This is a genomic window from Streptomyces sp. NBC_00190 (assembly GCF_036203305.1).
Lineage (GTDB): Bacteria > Actinomycetota > Actinomycetes > Streptomycetales > Streptomycetaceae > Streptomyces.
Genome location: NZ_CP108131.1, coordinates 4,907,942 through 4,929,461 on the forward strand (window position 1 = coordinate 4,907,942; position 21,520 = coordinate 4,929,461).

Sequence of the window (21,520 nt, forward strand, 5' to 3'; positions counted from 1 at the left end):
ACTACCGGAGGGGTCTGACAGTCGCAGCGGGACGGGAATGTCTATCGATATCAAGTATCTTGACGTCAAGATTGATGTGGGGCAGGCTTCCGCCATGTATCTCGATATCGAGATACATGGACTGCGGAGGGGGAGGCCCGGGATGCGGCGCGGCACGGAGACACGGAAGGCGCGGCGGGGGGAGCCCGGCCTGCTGGCGCAGCTGCGCCGACCGCCGGGAGGCCGCGACGCGCGGATCATGCTGCTCGCCCAGCTGCTGGACCGCGCCGGTACGGGCGTATGGGCCGCGTCCTCCATCCTGTACTTCACCTTCGTGGTCGGACTCGACGCCGGGCAGCTGGGCCTGCTGGTGGGCGCGGCAGGAGTGGCGGGCATCGCCGGATCACCTCTGGCGGGCCACCTCGCCGACCGCTTCCCGGTGCGCTCCCTGCTGATCGGCTGCCACCTGCTCCGGCTCGGGACCCTCTGCGCGCTGCTGCTGGTCACCCGCTTCGACGTGCTGCTGCTCGTGGTGGCCGTCACGTACCTGGGCGACCGGGCGGCCAAGACGCTGGAGATGCTCTTCGCCACCCGGGTCGCGGGCGAGCGGCGCTCCACCTACCAGGCGCTGTCGCGCAGTTCGGCCAACGCCGGGTACGCGCTCGGCGCGGGCCTCGCCGCGATCGGCCTCGCCGTCGGGACCCGGGGCGCCTACCAGGTGCTGATCCTGGCCAACGCGCTGTCGTTCCTCGTGGCCGCGGCCCTGGTGTGGCGCACCCGCGAGCCGCGCGGCCGCGGGCTCGTGGCGGCACGGCCCGGCGATGCCGCTCCGCAGGCGGCGGGCGGGGAGGCCGCAGATCCCGGGCCGGCCGGGGCGGCCGGGCGCGGTCCCTGGCGGGACCGCGGCTACCTCCGGTTCGCCCTGCTGGACATCCCGATGAACCTGGACGACTCGATCCTCGGCGTCGGCCTGCCGCTCTGGCTGGTGCACCACACCACGGCGCCGCACGCCCTGGTCCCGGCGTTCCTGGTCATCAACACCGTGCTCGTCGTCGCCCTGCAGTTGCGCGTGTCGGCGAAGGTCCAGGGCCCCCGCCAGGCGGCGGCGGCCGTCGCCGCGTACGGGCTGACGACGCTCGCGTGCTGCGTCCTCCTGGCCACCGCCACCGGCGGCGGGATCTGGACCGCCTCGGCGGCCCTGCTCGCCGCGGCGGTCCTGGCCACGGCGGCAGAGCTGATGCGCTCGGTGAGCTCCTGGGAGCTGGCGGTCTCCCTCGCGCCCCGGGAGGCGCGCGCCTCGTACCTCGGCGTGGCCGGCATGGCCCAGTCCGTCCAGAAGTCCGCCGGCCCACTGCTGCTGACCGGCGCGGTGATGACGGCGGGCCCGGCGGGCTGGCTGGCCCTCGGGGTGGCGGTGGCGGGGCTGTCCCTCGTGCAACGCCGCGCCAGCCTGCGGCGGTTGGACGCCCTGGCGGAGGCGGACAGGCCCTACGTGCCGGGCTTGCGGCCGTAGACGTAGACGTCCTCGCCGTTCCCCAGCAGGTTCCAGTACGCCTTGGCGTCGGCGGGCCGCATGTTCACGCAGCCGCCCGAACCCGGCGGGTTCCACATGCTCTTGGTGGTCGAGTGGAACGCGATGCCGCCGTCGAAGAACTGCGCGTACGGCATCGCCACGTCGTAGATCGTCGACCAGTGGTCGATGCTCCGGTAGTAGATCTTCTTCAGGCCGGTCCGGGTCTCCGTGCCGTCCTTGCCCGTGCGGACCGGGACGGGGCCGTACTTCAAGGCGGCGCCGTCCTGGATCCAGCTGAGCTGCCGCGTCAGGTCGACGCAGGCGATGCGCCCCCGGTCCACCGGGCAGGCGCCGGCCTTGTTGGGGGTGGTGCCGGCCGCCCGCTGCGCCAGCATGGTGCTCATCGTCTGCCAGGTCAGCGGCCCGGCGTAGCCCTGGGTCGGGGTGATCCCGTGGCTCGCCTGGAAGGCCCTGATGGCCGTGCAGTCGGCCGCCGACTGCCTGCCGTCCACCGGCCGCCCCAGGAACTGTTCCACCTGCCGCTGGTACGGCCCGGTGCCGAGGTTGCAGGAGGCGGCCCGCGCCGCTCCGCCGCCCGCGACCACCATCGGCAGCGCGAGCGCCACCGCCCCGCCGAACACCGCGGCAGCCCGTCGCCCCGCGCGCAGGTGCGTCGTCAGCGTCCCCATCCGGTCCTCCCCTTCGCGTGAACGTCTCCGTGTTGAATGCCCGGAAACCAGCGCGAGTTGCAGGAGAGGGGGACGTATTTCTCGCCTTTCCCGGCGAGTTCTTCAGCGCGCGGCCACAGCCGGACCCGGCATCCGCCGTTCCACGCGGGCCGCGTGGGACCCGTACAGCGTGATCGAGACGACGCCGAGGACGGCCAGCAGCGCGATGCCGACCGTGGCCGCCCAGCCGGCGGAGTGGTAGGCGAGCGCGCCCAGGGTGCCTCCCGCGCTGGAGCCCAGGTAGTACGCGGACTGGTAGAGCGCGGAGGCCTGCGCGCGGCCCGACTTCGCGGTCCGGCTCACCGCGGCGGAAGCCACCGCGTGCCCGGCGAAGAAGCCCGCCGTGATCAGGACCAGGCCGGTCAGGACCGCGGCCAGGGAGTCGGACAGCGACAGCAGCAGCCCCAGCGCCGTGGTGGTCACCCCCAGGTACAGCGCGCCGCGGCGGCCCGTGCGGGCCACGAGCTGCCCGGCGGCGGCCGAGGAGACCGTACCGACCAGGTAGATCAGGAAGATCGACCCGATCACGCCCTGCCCGAGCGAGAACGGCTCGTCCACCAGGCGGTAGCCGATGACGGTGTACACGGCGCCGAAGACGGTCATGAACAGCGCGCCGATCCCGTACAGCCGCAGCAGTAGCGGATCGCGCAGGTGACCGGCGACCGTACGGCCCACCGCGCGCGGGTTCAGCGACGCCGGACGGAAGAACCGCGCCCGGGGCAGCAGCACCAGGAACGCCGCCGCGCAGGCCAGCGCCATCAGCCCGACGGCCAGCAGACCGACCCGCCAGCCGCCCAGCTGCGCCGCCCAGCCGGTGACCATGCGACCGCTCATGCCGCCGATGGAATTGCCCGCGACGAACAGGCCGATCGCCCCGACCAGGGCCTTCGGCTTGACCTCCTCCGCCAGGTACGCCATCGCGGAGGCCGGGATCCCGGCGATCGCCGCGCCCTGGACGGCGCGCAGCGCCACCAGCCAGTCCAGGCTCGGCGCGAAGGGCACCAGCAGGCCGACGCCCACGGCCACCGCCATCGACCAGGTCATCATCCGGGTGCGCCCGAACCGCTCGGACAGCGCGCTGAGCGGCAGGACGAACAGCGCGAGCGCGCCGGTGGCCGCGGACACCGTCCAGCTGGCCTGACCCGCCGTCACCCCGAAGCCGTCGGAGAACGCGGGCAGCAGCGCCTGGGTGGAGTAGAGGAGGGCGAAGGTGGCGAGTCCGGCGGCGAAGAGCGCGAGGCTCATCCGGCGGTAGCCGGGACGGCCGGGCTCACGGCCCTCAGGGGTGGTGGTCTCGGAGGCCGGGAACGACGCGGTGGAGGCACCCGGGATGACGGGTGCCCCGGTATGAGCGGGAGACATGCCTCGAAGGTAGGCCCGTGTTTTTCATGCGTCCAATGCACAGAATCGCGATAATCGATCCACTCACGCATCAGTACAGCTCAGGGCGGCGCATGTCGATGAACCGTTACGAAGAAGACGTGTCGGTGACACGTTTGCTGGCCCCGCGCCTCGCGTACTTCGCGGCCGTCGCCCGGCACGAGCACGTCACCCGGGCCGCCCACGAACTGGGCGTCCCGCAGTCCACCCTGTCGCGGGCCATGGTCCGTCTCGAACAGGACCTGGGCGTCACGCTGTTCGCCCGCAAGGGCCGCACCGTCGCCCTCACCACGGCGGGCCGCACCTTCCTGGCCTCCACCGAGCAGGCCCTGGACGGGATCGCCCGAGCCGCCGAATCCGTCCAGCAGGACGCCGACCCGGCTTCCGGCAAGGTCGCCTTCGGCTTCCTGCACACCCTGGGCTCCGAGACCGTACCCGGCCTCATCCGCGCCTTCCGCGCCGACCACCCGCGCGTGCGCTTCTCCCTCGTCCAGAACTACGGCGAGGCCATGCTGGAGCGACTGCGCGCGGGCGAGCTCGACCTCTGCCTCACCTCACCCCTGCCCGACGCCCCCGACCTCGTCGCCCGCCGCCTCGACGAACAGCGCCTGCGCCTCGTCGTCCCCGACGACCACCGCCTCGCCGGCCGCAAGCGCATCCGCCTCGCCGAGGCCGCCGAGGAAACCTTCGTCACCCTGGAGCCCGGCTACGGTCTGCGCCGCATCACCGACGACCTGTGCGCGGAGGCCGGCTTCACCCCCCGCGTGGCCTTCGAGGGCGAGGAGGCCGAGACCCTGCGCGGCCTGGTCGCCGCAGGCCTCGGCGTCGCCCTCCTGCCGCCTCCGGCCGTGGCCCGTCCCGGCGTCGTCGAGCTGACGGTCACCGCCCCGCGCGCCGTCCGCGAGATCGGCCTCGCCTGGCTCGACGGCCACCCCGACACCCCTCCGGTGGCGGAGTTCAAACGCTTCCTGCTCTCCCGCCGCGGCCGCCTGATCCCCGAACTGGAGCCGCCCGTCTAGCCGGACACCTGGGGCGGCGGCTGGGCGGAGAGCAAGTAGCCCGCCTGGAAGCGGGACTTGGCGCCGACGGTCCGCATGATCCCGGCGATGTGCCGCTGGCAGGTCCGCTCCGGCATGCCGAGCCGCCGCGCGATCACCTTGTCCTCCAGCCCCTCCGACAGCAGCCGTACGATCGTCTGCCGCAGCTCGTCCGAGATCGACCGCGCCGCCTCCGGACTCACCGTCACCGGAAAGGGCTCCGCCCCCACCCAGGACCGCTCGAAGGCCGCCGTCATGAAGTGCACGACATTCGGTTCGCGCACCACCAGCGCCGCCCCGCTGCGGTCCGGTACCGCCATCAGGCCCGTGTGGTCGTCGAAGACCAGCATCCGCATCAGCCCGTCGCCCAGTGTCCGTACCTGCGCGCCCAGCGCCGTCACCCGCTCGACTCCCCCAGCTACCGCTGGGAGGTGCCCCCAGCCGCCGTCGGCCGCGAGTACCGCGCCGTGTGCTGGTAGATCGTGCGCATCCGGACCCCGCGAGCCAGCAGCGACTCGTCCCGCCCGATCGACTCCTCCAGCGTCTCCAGCGGCCGGCCCCCGCCCGGCTGCGAGGTCAGCAGCTCCCGCTCGCACGCCGCGGCCAGCTCCGCGATCAGTCCCCGTACCGTGCCGAGGTCGGTCACCAGCTCCAGGCGCCCCGAACCGCACAGGTCCCGGTGCGCGGTCCCCGCCTCGTACGCCGGCACCAGCGTTTCCAGCCGCCCCCGCAGCCGGTCCATCTCGTCGTGGGTCTCCCGCACGAGCAGGGCCAGCGGGGCCAGCGCCCGGGCCGCCGCGGCACGCGGCGCCACCGCGCTCCACCGGTCGGGCCCGCCGCCCGGCGCCCGCTGGAGCAGGTGCGCGGCGGCCAGCTCGGTGATCGCGACGGCCGCGCGCACGCCCAGGGCTTCGGTGGCCTCGGCCGCGTCGAAGGCGTTCCGTTCGACCGCGTACGCGTAGAGGCGTCGGGCCGCGGGGCTGAGATCGTCGGCTCGATCGGCTGACATACGCGTATTCGTCCCGGTCTGCGGCTGTTCGTAAACCCCTCGTGTTCCCGCAAGGCGGTAAGACGACGCCTGCCCGGCGGCGATCGGCATATGCCGAAGGGGCACAGTGGCAGCACGGCGTGAAGGGGGCCCGCCGTGTGGGTGCCCGCACCGTGGTGGTCGCGCCGGGATCCATCGGTGCCATCCGACCGTGAGGGGGCGGAGCGGCGGGCACGGGCGGACCGGTGCGACCGCCGGCGGCTCGCCGGGGCCGTCGGGGCCGTCGGCCGGAGCGGCGGACGCGTCAGCCGGAAGGCTTCGCGTAGTCGACGTATCCGGTCCAGTCCAGCGCGACACAAGGCTCGTCACCCAGGACCCAGGCGTCGTGTCCGGGTGCGATCCGGATGAAGTCGCCGGGGCCGATCTCGCCGCTCTCCCCGTCGTCCATGACGATCTTCATGCGCCCGCTCACCACGTACCCCGTGTGAGCGGACTGGCAGCTGTCCGTACCCGCCAGCGGCTTGATGTGCTCCGACCAGCGCCATCCCGGCTCGAAGACGGCGCGCCCGACGGCCCCGCCCTCGGTGTTGAACAGGTCCAGCCGGCCCTTGCCGTCCTCGAACGGACGCGTCTCGTCCGGCTTGTCGAAGTTCTTGCTCTGCAGTCCGGCCATGACTGATCGCCTCCGGAGGGGAACGCCCCGAGTCCACTCCTCACGTTACGCGCGGGAGCCGCTCCTCACCTGCGCAGCGACTGCCCGAACCCCGACGCCAGCGGCATCCGCAGGCCCAGCGGCGGGGGAGCGGCGAGCGCGTCCGTCACCGGCCGTGAGTACCGTCCCGAGAACACCGAGCCCAGTACGAAGTCCACGACCAGCGCGACGACTTCCGGCTGGTGCTCGCGCAGCCCGTGCCCGTCCGAGTGCACCTCGAAGCGGCAGGTCGACCGGTTGGCCTTCTTCGCCCGGGCGGCGAGCTGAAACGATGCCTCTGGGTCACTGCGCGCGTCGTTCGTGCCGTGCACGATCAGCACCCGCCGTCCCGACAGCTGTTTCACCGGTTCGGACGAGTCCGCCGCGGCCGCCGCATCCGCTAAGCAAGGAGCGAGCGACACCACGGAGTTGACGGCGTGGTGGCCCGCCGCCCGCAGCGCGGCGAGGCCGCCCGCGCCGTAGCCGGCCAGGCACACCGGCACGTCTCCGTACCGCCGCACCACCTCGTCCGCCGCCCACCCCGCCTGATCCTCGCGGGAGGACCCCCCGCCGTGGACGACGGCGTGCGCGACCAGCCCCTCCGCCACGCCCGCCCGGACCAGCGCCCGCCCGAGGGGACGCAGTGGACCGGGGGAGAATCTGGACGCTCCGGGAAGCAGGAGCACCACACCACTGACCGTCGAACCCGAGCCGTTCGCGCCGGCCGCCCGCCCCAGGCGGGCCCCGCGCGCCGGCGGCGCATGCTGTGCCATGACGGAACAGTCTCAGACGCCGAGGTGTACGCCATCCGTCCGCGCGGGCACTGTTACATATCTGCGGCCGTCGTCGGCGCGTCGCTCTACGCGCGTAGGAGCTAGAGTGCCCAGATGACGAGCGAGACCCCCAACCTGCCGACCCCGGATCAGATCCGCCGCTCCCCGAAGGTGCTCCTGCACGATCACCTCGACGGTGGACTGCGCCCCGGGACCATCATCGAGCTGGCCCGCGAGGTCGGCTACGAGAACCTCCCCGAGACCGACGCCGACAAGCTCGGCATCTGGTTCCGGGAAGCCGCCGACTCCGGTTCCCTTCCGCGCTACCTGGAGACCTTCGCCCACACCTGCGCGGTCATGCAGACGAAGGAGGCCCTCTTCCGGGTCGCCGCCGAGTGCGCCGAGGACCTGGCCGAGGACGGCGTCGTGTACGCCGAGATCCGCTACGCCCCCGAGCAGCACCTGGAAGCCGGCCTGACCCTCGAAGAGGTCGTCGAGGCCGTGAACGACGGCTTCCGCGAGGGCGAGCGCCGCGCCAAGGCGAGCGGCCACCGCATCCGCGTCGGCGCCCTGCTGACCGCGATGCGCCACGCCGCCCGCGCGCTGGAGATCGCGGAGCTGGCCAACCGCTACCGCGACAACGGCGTCGTCGGCTTCGACATCGCCGGCGCCGAGGCAGGGTTCCCTCCCACCCGCCACCTCGACGCCTTCGAATACCTCAAGCGCGAGAACAACCACTTCACGATCCACGCGGGCGAGGCCTTCGGCCTGCCGTCGATCTGGCAGGCCCTGCAGTGGTGCGGCGCCGACCGCCTCGGTCACGGCGTGAAGATCATCGACGACATCGAGGTCGCCGCCGACGGCTCCGTGAAGCTGGGCCGCCTCGCCTCGTACGTCCGGGACAAGCGCATCCCCCTGGAGATGTGCCCGACGTCGAACCTGCAGACGGCCGCGGCCGCCTCGTACGCCGAGCACCCGATCGGCCTGCTGCGGAAGCTGCACTTCAGGCTCACGGTGAACACCGACAACCGCCTGATGAGCGGCACCAGCATGAGCCGCGAGTTCGAGCACCTGGTCGACACCTTCGGCTACTCGCTCGACGACATGCAGTGGTTCACCGTCAATGCGATGAAGTCCGCGTTCATTCCTTTCGATGAACGACTGGCCATGATCAACGAGGTCATCAAGCCCGGTTATGCGGAACTGAAGTCGGAGTGGCTGTTCCAGCAGACCGCTTCCACCAGCGGTTCTGTCTCGGCGTAGGCCACGGCATGACGTACTGAAAGCGCCCGGGAGGAGCAATTCCCGGGCGCTTTCTCGTATTTACGGATGTTTGCGGGCGGGGGTTTCACGTGACTAGTTTGCGAAGCCGCTCAAATTCCCCGTCGCAAGGAATATTTTTCATGAAGCAGTCAGCTGCCAAGATCCTCGGTGCCGCCGCTCTCGGTGCCGCCTTCGCCGCCGTCGCCGCCGGTACCGCCTCCGCCGCCGCCCTCCCGGCCGTCGGTCTCACCGACGCGCTGGGCACTGCCACGGGTGCGCTCCAGGGGGTCACCAGCCAGCAGCAGGCGGGCACCCAGGGGGGCCAGCAGTCGAGCGACCCCACCTCCTCGGTCACCGGCCTGCTGAACCCGCTCACCGGCGCCCTCAACGGCGGCTGACGCTGTCCCGATGCGAACGCGCGCACGGCGGTCGCACGCCTCTTCGACGAGGTGTGTGTACCGCCGTGCCGTGTGCCACGATCACCACCAACTGCCCGCCGACCCCATCGGTATGAGGTTCTTGGTCATGCGCATGAAGGCACGAGCGACGATGGTCGCGCTGGTCCCCGCCCTGCTGCTCGCGGCGGTCGGCTGCGCCGGCACGGGCAGCCCCGCGAAGGGCAAGGACCCGGACCCCAAGGGTTCCGCAGGTCAGGCCTCGGGAGCGCCCGGCGGCCCGGCGGCGACCGCCCCCGGCGGCTCCGCCGCGCCCAAGGCCGGCAGCAGGCTGGAGCGGTCCGCGCTGGAACAGGGCGACCTGCCCGGCTACCAGATCTCCGCCCAGGGCAAGAATCCGAGCGCCCCGAACGGTCAGCCGCAGGCCGACAAGAAGGCCTGCCAGCCGCTGGCCGACATCATGGGCGACAAGCCGGACCCGGCCGCGCGCGAGACCGTCAACCGCGGCGTCGGCTCCCAGAAGCAGGTCGGACTCGCGGTCTCCGCGTCGGTCAGCTCCTACGCCGAGAGCGACGCCAAGACGCTCATCGCCCGCCTCAAGGCCGCCGTCGCGGCCTGCGGTACGGGTTTCTCCGCCACGGTCGAGAAGCAGACCGGCAGCTACCGCGAGGTGCGGGCCGCCGGATACCGCACGTCCGGCGACGAGAGCGTCAGCTGGACCACGACCGCGGCCGCCCAGGACGTCTCGGCACAGGTCCACATGGTCGTCGTACGCGAGGGAGAGACCATCGTGCGGCTGATGGCCCTCAACGTGGCGGCCGGCCAGCAGAAGACCCAGGTGCCGCAGGAGGTCGCCGACAAGCAGCTGGAGAAGGTCCAGCGGGCCGGCTGACGCGCCCCCGGTCCGGCGGAGGGCCTACCAGGCGGTGGAGGCGGACTTCTCGTTCGGCAGGAGCAGCCACAGCGCCAGGTAGATGAGGAACTGCGGGCCGGGCAGCAGGCACGAGACGACGAATATGACGCGCATCGTGTTCGCGGACATTCCGAAGCGGCGCGCCAGTCCGGCGCAGACTCCGCCGATCCACCGGCCGTCACGGGGGCGGGCAAGGGCGCTCATGGGGTTCTCCTTCATCGGGATCGCTTTTCTGCGATGCCTCAATACTCCCGGGGAACCGCCGACAGGACCTCGGTCCAGGGGCCGAGCCCGACCCTGGTAATTCTCGGGGTGGCCCCCTGATAAGCGGTGCGTGAGCGCCTCATCCGGGCGCGCAGCGCCGGTACGACGGCCGCGTGCGCGAGCAGCACCCCGACGGTGTTCAGCAGGACCGAGTCCACGTCGACCACCTGGCCCGGCACCGCGGTCTGGAGCATCTCGATGCACACCGAGACCAGCGCGCCCGCTGCCGCCGTCCGGGCGAGCGAGGACCACGCGGACAGCGCCGACGGCGCGAGCCGCCCGCTGACCAGCGGCAGCAGCACCCCGAGCGGGGCCAGCAGCGCCAGTCCCTCGCCGATCCGGTGAGCGGCCTCCAGCGGCCCGTAGGCGAGGTCCGCCCTGATCCCCGCCAGCGGGTTCAGATTGGCGGCCGCGGCCCAGGGCACGTCCAGCGGCCGAAGAGTCAGCCAGCCGACGACCAGGAGGTGGGCGACCAGCAGGACGGCTGCCAGGAGCCGGAACCGGAGATGAATGGCGGTGGCGGCGCTGCCGCCGGCCTCATTGCGCTGCACACCTGCGAGGACGCACCGTCCGGTGGCCCCGGTTCCGCCCGCGTGGGATGTGCTGGGGAGCACGTACGGGGACCGGTCAGCCCGTGGCGAGGAGCACGATCAGCACCAGCGCGCCGGCCACGACCGGCGCGATGATCTCGTACGACCACGTCACGCGCACGCTGCCCTGGGCGCCGGGCCGCGAGGCACCGCGCTCCGCCAGGTCCCGCAGCTCCTCCACGACCCGGTCGGCCTCGGCCCGGTGCGGCTCGGCCGGTACGGCCGGCTTCTGCGCGTCCGTGGAGGACGGGGCCACGCCGCCGCGGCGGCCGGGCTGCTGCTGGCGGGCCGCCTTCTTGCGGTCGCGCAGCGAGACGGGGACGGACCAGAGCTGATACTTCGAACCCTCCGCCAGCACCTCGGCCGAGTACCCGGCGCGCACCGAGTCCACGGCCGCCCACGGCAGCTCGATGACCCGGAAGGGGTTGCGTACGCGCAGCCGGTCGGCATTGGCGAAGACGGCCGGGCGGATGGTGAAGGCCACGACCAGCGGTACGGCGCACAGCGCGACCGCGAGCGCGATCCACGGGGTGTTCCCGGAGCCCCGCACCACGGCGTCCCCGCAGAGCCACGCGATCAGGGCGAGCAGCAGCACGCCCGTGACCACGGCCATGGAGGAGCGGTAGACCCGGTCGTCGTACACCGGCTCGTCGGAGGGCTGCTGGCTGCTCATGCGGTCGATTCTGCCCCACGCGGTCTCAGCCCACGAGATCGGCGTACAAGATGATGTTGTCGGGCCGGTGGCCGTCGGTGATCGCGCCCCCGCAGGTGATGACGCGCAGCTCAGGCCGGGAGGTGTCCCCGTACACCTTGGTGGTGGGGAAGTGCTTCTTGTCGACCTGCTCCAGCTCGCGGACGCGGAAGACGGCGGTGCTGCCGTCCGCGCGGGAGACGGTGATCTCGTCACCGGTGCGGACGCGCGAGACGTCCTTGAGCACGGCCGGGCCGCGGGCGGTGTCGAAGTGGCCGATCAGCACGGCCGGGCCGGTCTCGCCGGGAGTGACGCCCTTGTCGTACCAGCCGATCTTGTCCCCGTCGGCCACGGAGGGCACCTCGACGGTGCCGTCGGCGGCCAGCCCCAGCTTCAGGAGCGGCGAGGCGTCGACCCCGGCCGAGGGGATCCGTACGCGTACGGGCGCGGAGGCGGGCAGCGGGGCGGCCGGTGCCGGGGCCGCCGGCGCGGACGTGGGGGTGACGGCGGGCGGGGCGGAGGCCGCGGGCTGCGTGCCGGGCGGGGCGGCGGGCGTGCTGCCGGGCGTGGCGGCGCTGCCGCAGCCGGTCAGGGCGGCGACGAGGAGGACGGCGGTGAGCAGCGGGCGGGCGGCGCGGTGGGCCATGGGGACGCTCCGGGAAACGGGAAACGGGCTGTGGCGGGCCACCGCGAGGGGTGGCCCGCCACAGGCGAGGCGAGAGGGGGACCGGGAGCGGATCAGCCCTGAGCGCGGCGGCGGCGCAGGACCACGCTGGCGCCCAGGGCCCCGAAGGCGGCGATCAGGCCGGCGCCGGCCGCCATGGTGGCGGTGTTGCCGGTGCCCGCGGCGGTCTCGACCGGGAGCTCGGCGCCCGCGGCGACCGGGCCCTTCGGGACCACGGTGGTCTGACCCGTGGTCTGGGCCTTCTTGCCGGCCGGGGTGGACGCGGTGGCGGACGGCTTGGGGGCGGGGGTGCTGGGCTCCACCGTCTTGTCGTTGGCGAACGTGTACTTCGGCTTGCACCCCTTGGGGAAAGCGGGGAAGGAGGTCCGGCCGAACGGGGCGTCGGCGCCACCCTGGGTCTTCCACTCGAGGACGGGCGCGGCGCCGCTGGGGTTCACGATCCGGACGATGATCCCCTGCGCATCGGGCAGCGCGGGGTTGTCGCGGTCCAGGCGGGCGAAGCCGCGGTCGTCGCCGGAGTGGAAGAGGTACGCCTCCGGGCCGTACTCGCCGAAGTACAGGTAGGCGCTCACGCCCGCGCCCAGCGACTCCTGCTTCGGCCCGACCCGGCACTCCGCGGCGGCCTGGCCCGCGGGCAGCGGGTAGGACTTGGCAACCCCGCCCCTGGTGACGACGAGCACGGGCTTGGCGGACTCGGCCTCGGTGAGCTCGAGGTACACGTCGCCGACCTTGTCGGAGGTCCGGGTCCGGTCTAGTTTCGCCACGACCGAGACCAGGTAGGGGTCGCCCGGCTTCCACTCGGGGCCGACCCAGCGGATCCAGGCCTCGGGGCCCTCCTCCTTGTTGCGCAGCACCGCGACCAGGCCCTGGCCGATGGCGTGGACCTCGCCCTCGTAGCGGCTGTCGTCCGAGGCCGCGGCTGCCTGCGGGGCCGCGGCCGACGCGGCGAACGCGGCGCCGGCGGCCGGGAGGAGCATCGCGCCCGCGAGGGCGGCGGTGACGATCGAGGTGCGGAGGACGAGGGCGGTACGCATAACGACTCCTGAAGCGTGGGTGAGGAGAGTGGAGGAGAGCCGCATGCCGCGTTGTGTCTGTTCGGTCTGGTTCACCGGGTCAGGTGTGGCGGGCTGCTGAAGAGAAATCTATGGATCTTGTGCGGCCGGAGGATCCGGCTCCCGTCATGTCCGTGTAACGGCCGGAAGGGTGTCGGAGCGGAGGTGTCGATTCCATAGCGATCCTCCGGAATGGGATCCGGGGGGTGACAGGTCGCTACGCGCGTAGATATGCTCATCTGGTGACCATGCCCACCACCCTCACCGCATTCGCTGACGTGACGACGTCCGACAGTGCGCTGCGCCGCTTCCTGCACGGGCTGCCCGGCGTCGACGCTGTCGGTCTGGAGGCCCGCGCGGCCTCCCTCGGCACCCGTTCGATCAAGACGACGGCCAAGGCGTACGCCATCGACCTGGCCATCTCGATGATCGACCTGACGACGCTGGAAGGCGCGGACACCCCGGGCAAGGTCCGGGCGCTCTCCGCCAAGGCCGTCAACCCCGATCCGACCGACCGCAGCACCCCGATGACGGCCGCCGTCTGCGTGTACCCCGACATGGTGGCCACCGCGAAGGCGGCGCTGAACGGCGCCGACGTCAAGGTCGCCTCCGTCGCCACCGCGTTCCCGGCCGGCCGCGCGGCCCTGCCGGTCAAGCTCGCGGACACGGCCGACGCCGTGGCCGCCGGCGCCGACGAGATCGACATGGTCATCGACCGTGGCGCCTTCCTCGCCGGCCGCTACCTCGACACCTACGAGCTGATCAAGGCCGTCAAGGAGGCGTGCGTGCGCCCCGACGGCACCGCGGCCCGCCTCAAGGTCATCTTCGAGACCGGCGAGCTGTCCACGTACGACAACATCCGCCGGGCCTCCTGGATCGGCATGCTCGCGGGCGCCGACTTCATCAAGACGTCGACGGGCAAGGTGGGCGTCAACGCCACCCCGGCCAACACCCTGCTCATGCTCGAAGCCGTACGCGACTTCCGGGAGCAGACTGGAATCCAGATCGGCGTGAAGCCGGCCGGCGGCATCCGCACCACCAAGGACGCGATCAAGTTCCTGGTCCTGGTCAACGAGACCGCGGGCGAGGACTGGCTGAGCAACCACTGGTTCCGCTTCGGCGCCTCCAGCCTGCTCAACGACCTGTTGATGCAGCGCCAGAAGCTGAGCACCGGCCGTTACTCCGGTCCCGACTACGTGACGGTGGACTGATCACCATGGCATCCCTCTTCGAGTACGCACCGGCTCCCGAGTCCCGCTCGGTCGTCGACATCGCCCCCTCCTACGGCCTCTTCATCGACGGTGAGTTCACCGACGCCGCCGACGGCAAGGTCTTCAAGACCGTCTCGCCGTCGTCCGAGGAAGTCCTGGCCGAGGTCGCCCAGGCGGGCGCCGCCGACGTGGACCGCGCCGTCAAGGCCGCCCGCAAGGCCTTCGAGAAGTGGTCCGCGCTGCCCGGCTCCGAGCGCGCCAAGTACCTCTTCCGCATCGCCCGGATCATCCAGGAGCGCAGCCGCGAGCTGGCCGTCCTGGAGACCCTGGACAACGGAAAGCCGATCAAGGAGACCCGCGACGCGGACCTCCCGCTGGTCGCCGCGCACTTCTTCTACTACGCGGGCTGGGCCGACAAGCTCGACCACGCGGGCTACGGCCCGAACCCGCGCCCGCTGGGCGTGGCGGGCCAGGTCATCCCCTGGAACTTCCCCCTCCTCATGCTCGCGTGGAAGATCGCCCCGGCGCTCGCCACCGGCAACACGGTCGTCCTGAAGCCCGCCGAGACCACGCCCCTGTCGGCGCTGTTCTTCGCGGACATCTGCCGCCAGGCCGGCCTGCCCAAGGGCGTCGTCAACATCCTCACCGGGTACGGGGACGCGGGCGCGGCCCTCGTCGAGCACCCGGACGTCAACAAGGTCGCCTTCACCGGCTCGACCGCCGTGGGCAAGAAGATCGCCCGCCACGTCGCCGGGACCGACAAGAAGGTCACTCTGGAGCTGGGCGGCAAGGGCGCCAACATCGTCTTCGACGACGCGCCCATCGACCAGGCCGTCGAGGGCATCGTCAACGGCATCTTCTTCAACCAGGGCCAGGTCTGCTGCGCGGGCTCCCGCCTGCTGGTCCAGGAGTCGATCCACGACGAGCTGCTCGACTCGCTCAAGCGCCGCCTGTCCACGCTGCGCCTCGGCGACCCGCTCGACAAGAACACCGACATCGGCGCGATCAACTCCGCCGAGCAGCTCGCCCGGATCACCGCGCTCGCGGACACCGGCGAGGCCGAGGGCGCCGAGCGCTGGTCCCCGGCCTGCGAGCTGCCGTCCGCCGGCTACTGGTTCGCCCCGACGCTCTTCACGAACGTCACCCAGGCGCACACCGTCGCCCGCGACGAGATCTTCGGCCCGGTGCTGTCCGTGCTGACCTTCCGCACGCCCGACGAGGCCGTCGCGAAGGCCAACAACAGCCAGTACGGCCTGTCCGCCGGCATCTGGACGGAGAAGGGCAGCCGCATCCTCGCGGTCGCGAACAAGCTCCGCGCGGGCGTCGTCTGGGCCAACACGTTCAACAAGTTCGACCCGACCTCGCCGTTCGGCGGTTACAAGGAGTCGGGCTTCGGCCGCGAGGGCGGTCGCCACGGCCTGGAGGGTTACCTCGATGTCTGAGTCGTCGACGGCGCGTCTGAGCGTCTTCAAGACCTACAAGCTGTACGTCGGGGGCAAGTTCCCCCGCTCCGAGAGCGGCCGGGTGTACGAGGTGACGGCGAAAACATCGTCGGGTGGCAAGGGCAAGTGGCTGGCCAACGCCCCCCTGTCCTCCCGCAAGGACGCGCGTGACGCGGTCGTCGCCGCCCGCAAGGCCTTCGGCGGCTGGTCGGGCGCGACCGCGTACAACCGGGGCCAGATCCTCTACCGCATCGCCGAGATGCTGGAGGGCCGCCGGGACCAGTTCGTCCGCGAGGTCGGCGAGGCCGAGGGCCTGTCCAAGTCGAAGGCGGCGGCCGTCGTGGACGCGGCCATCGACCGCTGGGTCTGGTACGCGGGCTGGACCGACAAGATCGGCCAGATCGTCGGCGGGGCCAACCCGGTCGCGGGCCCGTTCTTCAACCTCTCCACCCCCGAGCCGACCGGTGTCGTCACGGTCGTCGCCCCGCAGGACTCGTCCTTCCTGGGCCTGGTCTCGGTGCTCGCCCCGGTGATCGCCGGCGGCAACACGGCCGTCGTGATCGCCTCCGAGAAGGCGCCGCTCCCGGCGCTCTCCCTCGGCGAGGTGCTCGCCACCTCCGACCTGCCCGGCGGAGTGGTCAACATCCTGTCCGGCAAGGCCGCCGAGATGGGCCCGCACCTGGCGTCCCACCAGGACGTCAACGCGATCGACCTGGCGGGTGCGGATGTCGCGCTGGCCAAGGAGCTGGAGATCGCGGCGGCCGACAACCTCAAGCGCGTCCTGCGTCCACAGCCTGTGGACGACTGGAGCGCGGACCCGGGTACGCGGCGCATGACCGCGTTCCTGGAGACCAAGACCGTCTGGCACCCCACCGGGTCGCTGGGCGCGGGCGGCTCCTCGTACTAGAGCCCGCCCGGGACAGTCCGGCCCCGGCAGCGTCCGTCCACGCTGCCGGGGCCTTCCCGTGCCCGCCTACGCCTTGGGGAGCACCGGCCCCAGCAGCGAGGTGACGGCGGCCGTGGGCAGCTCGCCGACGGAGGGCCCCTGCGTCAGGACGCCGGTGACCATGCCCGTACCGACCGCCGGGAAGTCCGCGACCTTCGTGGCGACGCCGTTGTCCAGCGGGTCCACGCCCGTGTGGGCGAGCGGATTCACCTTGAGGTTCGAGATCGGGTCGGTGACCCCGGCGAGGGCCGCCGGGACATCGAGTTCACCGGCCTGCGCGCCGCCGGCGGCCATCGCGAGGGCCGCGCCGGCCATCGAGACCGCCAGCCCGGCGCTGCGGAGCCGGTGCGGTGCGGAGGGGGCTGCGTGACGTGCCATGGGATTCCCGCCTGTGGTCGTAGTCGCGTGCGCACGCAGCGTAGTTGAGGTGTGATCCTGGATACCAACCGGCCACCGGGAGGATCCCCTACCCGGGGGAATGGTTCAGACTGGTGTCCCGTGAGCTGTTCTTCTCCTTCACCGACCCGCGTCGTCCTTCTGACCGGTCCGTCGGGCTCCGGAAAATCCGTACTGGCCGCCCGGTCCGGGCTGCCGGTGCTGCGCCTCGACGACTTCTACAAGGAGGGCGCCGACCCCACCCTCCCGCTGGTCGAAGGCAGCTCCGACATCGACTGGGACTCCCCGGGATCCTGGGACGCGCAGGCGGCCGTCGCCGCGATCGCGGAACTGTGCGCGGCCGGGCGGACGGAGGTGCCGGTGTACGACATCGCCACGTCCTCGCGGACCGGGACCGAGACCCTGGACATCTCGCGGTCGCCGCGGACCCCGCTGTTCATCGCGGAGGGGATCTTCGCCGCCGACATCGCGGCGCGCTGCCAGGAGCTGGGGCTGCTGGCCGACGCGATCTGCCTGCGGGGGCGGCCCTCGACCACCTTCCGGCGGCGCCTGGCCCGTGACCTGCGGGAGGGGCGCAAGTCCGTCCCCTTCCTGCTGCGCAGGGGTTTTCGCCTGATGCGGGCCGAGCGGGGCATCGTGGCCCGGCACGTCGGGCTCGGCGCGCACGCCTGTGGCCGTGACGAGGCCCTCGGCCGCCTGGCCGCCGCCGCGGCGGGCCGCCACCGCGCCGCCGCTCCGGCGTAACCGGGGATTTCGCCGCGGCGACATCCCCGGGCACGCCGCGCACGCGAAAAGGCGGGATCACGCGGACCCCCGGCCGCCTGATCCCGCCTTTTCCCCCCGCGGCCCCCGCCCCACCCCCGTAGGACGGGCCCCCTGGCCCGATGGCTCTTTGTCGGTGCCGCGTTACGCGACGAGTTCCTCGAAGGACTCCGCCTCGTCGCGGCCGAAGCTCAGCGCCTCGTCGTCCCGCATGCGCCGCAGCGACCGCCAGATGCTCGACTTCACCGTGCCGACGCTGATCCCGAGGATCTCCGCGATCTCCGGGTCCGTCCGGCCCTCGTAGTACCGCAGCACCAGCATCGTGCGCTGCGGCTCCGGGATCCGGGCCAGCGCCTGCCACAGCACCGCGCGCAGCTCCGTGCCGCCCATCGCGTCCGTGTCCGAGGCCGTCTCCGGCAGCTCTTCCGTCGGGTACTCGTTCAGCTTCCGCCGACGCCACGCGCTGATGTGCAGGTTCGTCATCGTGCGGCGCAGGTACCCGCCCACGGCCGCCTTGTCGCTGATCCGGTCCCAGGCGCGGTACGTGGAGAACAGCGCGCTCTGCAGCAGGTCCTCGGCCTCGTGGCGGTCGCCGGTGAGGTGGAAGGCCGTCGCGTACAGCGCTGCCCGCCGCTCCTGGACGTACGCCGTGAACTCGGCCTCGGACGTGGAGGACGGCGTGCCCTGTGCGGGAACCGCCCGGTACTGGTTTGCGTCAATGGCTACGACGTGTGCCGGCCGGGGACGGGTGACCGCAACCTTACGGACACCCGCCCGGCGGTTCACATCGTGCAGCCGCGTGACAACCGCGCTGGTGGTGGTGCTGTGCAGCGTGTTCATCTCGCGCCCCCCGTCGTGGAGTCTGCTTCGGTCCGTCGTGTTCGGTTGCTGATAGAAGACTGCCCGGCCGACTTAACCGGGGTGTCCGTCGACTGTCACAGGCCTGTCACAGCGATCTCGGCGTCACTCCTACGAGGGCGAGGCGAGGACGCGACGAGATCCCGTACCCCGGACGGTCGAACTCCCGTCGGTCGATGGGACAGAATGAGCCCGTGCCTTTCCTGTTGCTGATCGAGGACGACGACGCCATCCGCACGGCCCTCGAACTCTCCCTGTCTCGCCAGGGCCACCGTGTGGCCACCGCGGCGACGGGCGAGGACGGCCTGAAGCTGCTGCGCGAGCAGCGGCCGGACCTGATCGTGCTGGACGTGATGCTGCCCGGGATCGACGGTTTCGAGGTGTGCCGGCGCATCCGGCGCACCGACCAGCTGCCGATCATCCTGCTCACCGCGCGCAGTGACGACATCGACGTGGTCGTGGGCCTGGAGTCCGGGGCCGACGACTACGTGGTCAAGCCCGTGCAGGGGCGGGTCCTCGACGCCCGCATCCGTGCCGTGCTGCGCCGCGGTGAGCGCGAGTCCAGCGACTCCGCGAGCTTCGGCTCCCTCGTCATCGACCGCGCCGCGATGACGGTGACGAAGAACGGCGAGGACCTCCAGCTCACCCCGACCGAGCTGCGGCTGCTGCTGGAGCTGAGCCGCCGTCCCGGACAGGCGCTCTCCCGCCAGCAGTTGCTCCGGCTCGTCTGGGAGCACGACTACCTGGGCGACTCGCGGCTCGTCGACGCCTGCGTGCAGCGGCTGCGTGCCAAGGTCGAGGAAGTGCCTTCCTCCCCGACCTTGATCCGTACCGTCCGGGGTGTCGGCTACCGGCTGGACTCCCCGCAGTGATCAGACCTCTGTTCGCGGGCCGGCGCTGGACCAGCCTGCGGCTGCGGCTCCTCGTGGTGTTCGCGCTCGTCGCGCTCACGGCCGCGGTCTCCGCGTCCGGGATCGCGTACTGGCTCAACCGGGAGGCCGTCCTCACCCGTGTCCAGGAGGCCGCACTCGGCGACTTCCGGCAGGAGATGCAGAACCGGGCCGCGGCACTGCCCGCCGACCCGACCCCCGCGGAGATGCAGCGCACCGCCGAGCTGATGGCGGGCAGCAGCCCCGGGTACAGCGTGCTGCTGGTGCAGGAGCTGGGCGACCACCGCCAGGTGGCCGGGGCCGCGGGTCCCGACACCTTCGGGCTGGGCGACGTACCGAAGTCCCTGCAGAACGCTGTCAACGACCGGCAGAAGACGACGGCGGCGAACGACGCCGAGTACCACGTGTACTGGCAGCGGACGAAGCCGCACGGCAATCCGTACCTGGTCGGCGGCACCCGGATCGTGGGCGGCGGGCCGACCGGCTACATGTACAAGTCGCTCGCGCAGGAGCGGGACGACCTGAACGCGCTCGGCTGGTCGCTGACCATCGCCACCGGTCTCGCGCTGCTCGGCTCCGCTCTGCTGGCGCAGGCCGCGGCCCGTACCGTGCTCAAGCCCGTGCAACGGCTCGGGGACGCGGCGCGGCGGCTCGGCGAGGGCGAGCTGGACCACCGCCTCGACGTGTCGGGTACGGACGAACTCGCCGACCTGTCGCACACCTTCAACAAGACGGCCGAGGCGCTGGAGAAGAAGGTCGCCGACATGAGCGCGCGGGAGGAGTCGAGCCGGCGCTTCGTCGCGGACATGTCGCACGAACTGCGCACGCCGCTGACGGCGTTGACGGCGGTCGCCGAGGTGCTGGAGGAAGAGGTCGACGACCTCGATCCGATGATCGCACCAGCGGTGGCGCTGGTCGTCAGCGAGACGCGCCGCCTGAACGACCTCGTGGAGAACCTGATGGAGGTCACCCGCTTCGACGCGGGTACGGCCAGGCTGGTGCTGGACGACGTGAACGTCGCCGACCAGGTCACCGCCTGCATCGACGCCCGGGCCTGGCTCGACGCGGTCGAACTCGACGCCGAGCGGGGCATCGTGGCCCGCCTCGACCCGCGCCGCCTCGACGTGATCCTCGCCAACCTGATCGGCAACGCGCTCAAGCACGGCGGCTCGCCGGTGCGGGTGTCGGTCACGGTGGAGGGGGAGTGGCTGGTGATCGCGGTGCAGGACAACGGCCCGGGCATTCCCGAGGACGTCCTGCCGCACGTCTTCGACCGGTTCTACAAGGCGAGCGCGTCGCGGCCGAAGTCGGACGGCAGCGGGCTGGGCCTGTCGATCGCGATGGAGAACGCGCACATCCACGGCGGTGACATCACCGCCGCCAACGTGGCCGGGGCCGGGGCGCTGTTCACCCTGCGGCTGCCGATGGATGTGGGGAAGGTGATCGCGGGTGATCAGGATGCGTAGGGCGCTGCCGGTGGCGATGGTGCTGCTCGCCGTCTCGGGGTGCGGGATCAGGGCGACCACCGTGCCCGTGGACGTGGGCCCGGCGCCCTCGCGGGTGTCGTGCGACACCCCGGCGCAGCCGAGCGGGCAGAGCGGGGTGCAGGGCTTCCGGGCCACGGTGGAACTGGTCTGCGGATCGCAGCTGGTGGGCGTGGAGCGGATCGTCCCGATACCGGAGAAGAGGGTGCTGAAGGACCCGGTGGCGCTCGTCGCGCAGGCGCTGCTGGAGGCGCTGGAGCGGACGCCGAGCGCGGAGGAGCGGGACGCAGGCTTCACGACCGGGGTCCCCTCGGGGCTGACGGCGGTCGCGCCGAGGACCGGTGACCCGGCCGGCACGGTCCGGCTGAGCCGCAAGCCGGAGGACCTGCCGCCGGTGGCCCTGTCGCAGATCGTGTGCACGCTGGCGGGCAGCGAAGCCGTGTCGGCGGGCCCGGGACCGGTGGTCCTGGGCGGCCCGGACGCCGATCCACCGCGGAAGTGGGAGTGCACGGACGCGGTCCGCTCGCGCCCGGAGTCGATCCCGACCCTGGGCGACGTCGTCCGCCCCACCCCTTCCTGACGCACCGTT

General features: G+C 72.1%; 25 protein-coding genes. 12 read left to right on the top strand and 13 right to left on the bottom strand.

Annotation, left to right across the window (positions count from 1 at the left end):
• Positions 1-142 precede the first annotated feature (142 nt).
• Positions 143-1,492 carry an MFS transporter gene (locus OG429_RS23760; protein ID WP_328927286.1) on the top strand — a complete coding sequence of 450 codons (1,350 nt, stop codon included), beginning with the start codon at positions 143-145 and terminating at the stop codon, positions 1,490-1,492.
• Here the strand turns inward: OG429_RS23760 and OG429_RS23765 are convergent.
• A complete protein-coding gene (locus tag OG429_RS23765; RefSeq protein ID WP_405678856.1) occupies positions 1,468-2,181 on the bottom strand; it encodes a L,D-transpeptidase family protein in 714 nt (237 codons plus the stop codon). The genes OG429_RS23760 and OG429_RS23765 overlap by 25 nt on opposite strands.
• 102 nt (positions 2,182-2,283) lie before the next feature.
• Positions 2,284-3,582, bottom strand: a complete 1,299-nt coding sequence (locus tag OG429_RS23770) for an MFS transporter (RefSeq protein ID WP_328927287.1) — start codon at positions 3,580-3,582, stop codon at positions 2,284-2,286.
• A 98-nt stretch (positions 3,583-3,680) separates the two neighbouring features.
• On the opposite strand from OG429_RS23770, the gene OG429_RS23775 reads away from it, so the two are divergent.
• Positions 3,681-4,619: a LysR family transcriptional regulator gene (locus tag OG429_RS23775; protein WP_328930391.1), complete on the top strand. Its 939-nt coding sequence runs from the start codon at positions 3,681-3,683 to the stop codon at positions 4,617-4,619.
• On the opposite strand, the gene OG429_RS23780 is transcribed toward OG429_RS23775, so the two are convergent.
• From OG429_RS23780 to OG429_RS23795, 4 genes are all read right to left on the bottom strand, one after another.
• A complete protein-coding gene (locus OG429_RS23780) occupies positions 4,616-5,038 on the bottom strand; it encodes a helix-turn-helix domain-containing protein (protein WP_328927288.1) in 423 nt (140 codons plus the stop codon). The two genes, OG429_RS23775 and OG429_RS23780, sit on opposite strands and share 4 nt — an antisense overlap.
• Before the next feature lie 17 nt (positions 5,039-5,055).
• Positions 5,056-5,646, bottom strand: coding sequence for a hypothetical protein (locus OG429_RS23785; protein ID WP_328927289.1), 591 nt, complete (start codon positions 5,644-5,646; stop codon positions 5,056-5,058).
• A gap of 283 nt (positions 5,647-5,929) precedes the next feature.
• Positions 5,930-6,298 carry a cupin domain-containing protein gene (locus tag OG429_RS23790; protein ID WP_328927290.1) on the bottom strand — a complete coding sequence of 123 codons (369 nt, stop codon included), beginning with the start codon at positions 6,296-6,298 and terminating at the stop codon, positions 5,930-5,932.
• Positions 6,299-6,363: 65 nt separating this feature from the next.
• Positions 6,364-7,089: an alpha/beta hydrolase family protein gene (locus OG429_RS23795; RefSeq protein WP_328927291.1), complete on the bottom strand. Its 726-nt coding sequence runs from the start codon at positions 7,087-7,089 to the stop codon at positions 6,364-6,366.
• Positions 7,090-7,203: 114 nt separating this feature from the next.
• Here OG429_RS23795 and OG429_RS23800 point away from each other — a divergent pair, with 114 nt between their 5' ends.
• The 3 genes from OG429_RS23800 (at position 7,204) to OG429_RS23810 (ending at position 9,639) form a co-directional block, all read left to right on the top strand.
• The gene (locus OG429_RS23800; protein ID WP_328927292.1) at positions 7,204-8,352 is read left to right on the top strand and encodes an adenosine deaminase; all 1,149 of its coding nucleotides are present in this window, start codon (positions 7,204-7,206) and stop codon (positions 8,350-8,352) included.
• Positions 8,353-8,492: 140 nt separating this feature from the next.
• Positions 8,493-8,750: a hypothetical protein gene (locus OG429_RS23805; RefSeq protein ID WP_328927293.1), complete on the top strand. Its 258-nt coding sequence runs from the start codon at positions 8,493-8,495 to the stop codon at positions 8,748-8,750.
• Positions 8,751-8,877: 127 nt separating this feature from the next.
• Complete coding sequence (locus OG429_RS23810) at positions 8,878-9,639, top strand: hypothetical protein (protein ID WP_328927294.1); 762 nt, start codon at positions 8,878-8,880, stop codon at positions 9,637-9,639.
• A 24-nt stretch (positions 9,640-9,663) separates the two neighbouring features.
• Here OG429_RS23810 and OG429_RS23815 read toward each other — a convergent pair whose 3' ends face one another.
• The 5 genes from OG429_RS23815 to OG429_RS23835 form a co-directional block, all read right to left on the bottom strand.
• A complete protein-coding gene (locus tag OG429_RS23815) occupies positions 9,664-9,864 on the bottom strand; it encodes a PspC domain-containing protein (RefSeq protein WP_266934634.1) in 201 nt (66 codons plus the stop codon).
• 38 nt (positions 9,865-9,902) lie between these two features.
• Positions 9,903-10,475, bottom strand: coding sequence for a VanZ family protein (locus OG429_RS23820; RefSeq protein ID WP_328927295.1), 573 nt, complete (start codon positions 10,473-10,475; stop codon positions 9,903-9,905).
• Positions 10,476-10,551: 76 nt separating this feature from the next.
• A complete protein-coding gene (locus OG429_RS23825) occupies positions 10,552-11,187 on the bottom strand; it encodes a PH domain-containing protein (protein WP_328927296.1) in 636 nt (211 codons plus the stop codon).
• 25 nt (positions 11,188-11,212) lie between these two features.
• Positions 11,213-11,851 (bottom strand): class F sortase, encoded by a 639-nt coding sequence (locus OG429_RS23830; protein WP_328927297.1) that lies wholly within the window; start codon positions 11,849-11,851, stop codon positions 11,213-11,215.
• 92 nt (positions 11,852-11,943) lie between these two features.
• On the bottom strand, positions 11,944-12,924 hold the full coding sequence (locus OG429_RS23835; protein ID WP_328927298.1) for a hypothetical protein: 981 nt from the start codon (positions 12,922-12,924) through the stop codon (positions 11,944-11,946).
• Between the two features lie 266 nt (positions 12,925-13,190).
• Here OG429_RS23835 and deoC point away from each other — a divergent pair, with 266 nt between their 5' ends.
• The 3 genes from deoC to OG429_RS23850 are packed head-to-tail and all read left to right on the top strand — an operon-like array spanning position 13,191 to position 16,502.
• A complete protein-coding gene (deoC, locus tag OG429_RS23840) occupies positions 13,191-14,153 on the top strand; it encodes a deoxyribose-phosphate aldolase (protein WP_328930392.1) in 963 nt (320 codons plus the stop codon).
• 5 nt (positions 14,154-14,158) lie between these two features.
• A complete protein-coding gene (locus OG429_RS23845) occupies positions 14,159-15,595 on the top strand; it encodes an aldehyde dehydrogenase family protein (RefSeq protein WP_328927299.1) in 1,437 nt (478 codons plus the stop codon).
• A complete protein-coding gene (locus OG429_RS23850; RefSeq protein ID WP_328927300.1) occupies positions 15,588-16,502 on the top strand; it encodes an aldehyde dehydrogenase family protein in 915 nt (304 codons plus the stop codon). The genes OG429_RS23845 and OG429_RS23850 overlap by 8 nt, the downstream gene beginning before the upstream one ends.
• 66 nt (positions 16,503-16,568) lie before the next feature.
• Here the strand turns inward: OG429_RS23850 and OG429_RS23855 are convergent, their stop codons facing one another.
• A complete protein-coding gene (locus OG429_RS23855; RefSeq protein ID WP_328927301.1) occupies positions 16,569-16,919 on the bottom strand; it encodes a hypothetical protein in 351 nt (116 codons plus the stop codon).
• A 54-nt stretch (positions 16,920-16,973) separates the two neighbouring features.
• Between OG429_RS23855 and OG429_RS23860 the strand changes: the two genes are divergently transcribed.
• A complete protein-coding gene (locus OG429_RS23860) occupies positions 16,974-17,681 on the top strand; it encodes a uridine kinase family protein (protein ID WP_328930393.1) in 708 nt (235 codons plus the stop codon).
• Between the two features lie 162 nt (positions 17,682-17,843).
• Here OG429_RS23860 and OG429_RS23865 read toward each other — a convergent pair whose 3' ends face one another.
• Complete coding sequence (locus OG429_RS23865; protein ID WP_328927302.1) at positions 17,844-18,539, bottom strand: SigE family RNA polymerase sigma factor; 696 nt, start codon at positions 18,537-18,539, stop codon at positions 17,844-17,846.
• 212 nt (positions 18,540-18,751) lie between these two features.
• Between OG429_RS23865 and afsQ1 the strand changes: the two genes are divergently transcribed.
• The 3 genes from afsQ1 to OG429_RS23880 are packed head-to-tail and all read left to right on the top strand — an operon-like array spanning position 18,752 to position 21,511.
• On the top strand, positions 18,752-19,429 hold the full coding sequence (afsQ1, locus tag OG429_RS23870) for a two-component system response regulator AfsQ1 (protein ID WP_063783935.1): 678 nt from the start codon (positions 18,752-18,754) through the stop codon (positions 19,427-19,429).
• Positions 19,426-20,913 carry a sensor histidine kinase gene (locus OG429_RS23875; RefSeq protein ID WP_328927303.1) on the top strand — a complete coding sequence of 496 codons (1,488 nt, stop codon included), beginning with the start codon at positions 19,426-19,428 and terminating at the stop codon, positions 20,911-20,913. The genes afsQ1 and OG429_RS23875 overlap by 4 nt, the downstream gene beginning before the upstream one ends.
• On the top strand, positions 20,906-21,511 hold the full coding sequence (locus OG429_RS23880) for a hypothetical protein (RefSeq protein WP_328930394.1): 606 nt from the start codon (positions 20,906-20,908) through the stop codon (positions 21,509-21,511). The genes OG429_RS23875 and OG429_RS23880 overlap by 8 nt, the downstream gene beginning before the upstream one ends.
• The last annotated feature ends 9 nt before the right edge of the window (positions 21,512-21,520 follow it).

Excerpts from the sequence above, each read along its gene's own strand:
- OG429_RS23760 (WP_328927286.1), top strand. The coding sequence starts at position 143 with ATGCGGCGCGGCACGGAGACACGGAAGGCGCGGCGGGGGGAGCCCGGC.
- OG429_RS23765 (WP_405678856.1), bottom strand. The coding sequence starts at position 2,181 with ATGGGGACGCTGACGACGCACCTGCGCGCGGGGCGACGGGCTGCCGCG.
- OG429_RS23770 (WP_328927287.1), bottom strand. The coding sequence starts at position 3,582 with ATGTCTCCCGCTCATACCGGGGCACCCGTCATCCCGGGTGCCTCCACC.
- OG429_RS23775 (WP_328930391.1), top strand. The coding sequence starts at position 3,681 with ATGAACCGTTACGAAGAAGACGTGTCGGTGACACGTTTGCTGGCCCCG.
- OG429_RS23785 (WP_328927289.1), bottom strand. The coding sequence starts at position 5,646 with ATGTCAGCCGATCGAGCCGACGATCTCAGCCCCGCGGCCCGACGCCTC.
- OG429_RS23790 (WP_328927290.1), bottom strand. The coding sequence starts at position 6,298 with ATGGCCGGACTGCAGAGCAAGAACTTCGACAAGCCGGACGAGACGCGT.
- OG429_RS23795 (WP_328927291.1), bottom strand. The coding sequence starts at position 7,089 with ATGGCACAGCATGCGCCGCCGGCGCGCGGGGCCCGCCTGGGGCGGGCG.
- OG429_RS23800 (WP_328927292.1), top strand. The coding sequence starts at position 7,204 with ATGACGAGCGAGACCCCCAACCTGCCGACCCCGGATCAGATCCGCCGC.
- OG429_RS23805 (WP_328927293.1), top strand. The coding sequence starts at position 8,493 with ATGAAGCAGTCAGCTGCCAAGATCCTCGGTGCCGCCGCTCTCGGTGCC.
- OG429_RS23810 (WP_328927294.1), top strand. The coding sequence starts at position 8,878 with ATGCGCATGAAGGCACGAGCGACGATGGTCGCGCTGGTCCCCGCCCTG.
- OG429_RS23815 (WP_266934634.1), bottom strand. The coding sequence starts at position 9,864 with ATGAGCGCCCTTGCCCGCCCCCGTGACGGCCGGTGGATCGGCGGAGTC.
- OG429_RS23825 (WP_328927296.1), bottom strand. The coding sequence starts at position 11,187 with ATGAGCAGCCAGCAGCCCTCCGACGAGCCGGTGTACGACGACCGGGTC.
- OG429_RS23830 (WP_328927297.1), bottom strand. The coding sequence starts at position 11,851 with ATGGCCCACCGCGCCGCCCGCCCGCTGCTCACCGCCGTCCTCCTCGTC.
- OG429_RS23835 (WP_328927298.1), bottom strand. The coding sequence starts at position 12,924 with ATGCGTACCGCCCTCGTCCTCCGCACCTCGATCGTCACCGCCGCCCTC.
- deoC (WP_328930392.1), top strand. The coding sequence starts at position 13,191 with ATGCCCACCACCCTCACCGCATTCGCTGACGTGACGACGTCCGACAGT.
- OG429_RS23845 (WP_328927299.1), top strand. The coding sequence starts at position 14,159 with ATGGCATCCCTCTTCGAGTACGCACCGGCTCCCGAGTCCCGCTCGGTC.
- OG429_RS23850 (WP_328927300.1), top strand. The coding sequence starts at position 15,588 with ATGTCTGAGTCGTCGACGGCGCGTCTGAGCGTCTTCAAGACCTACAAG.
- OG429_RS23855 (WP_328927301.1), bottom strand. The coding sequence starts at position 16,919 with ATGGCACGTCACGCAGCCCCCTCCGCACCGCACCGGCTCCGCAGCGCC.
- OG429_RS23865 (WP_328927302.1), bottom strand. The coding sequence starts at position 18,539 with ATGAACACGCTGCACAGCACCACCACCAGCGCGGTTGTCACGCGGCTG.
- OG429_RS23880 (WP_328930394.1), top strand. The coding sequence starts at position 20,906 with ATGCGTAGGGCGCTGCCGGTGGCGATGGTGCTGCTCGCCGTCTCGGGG.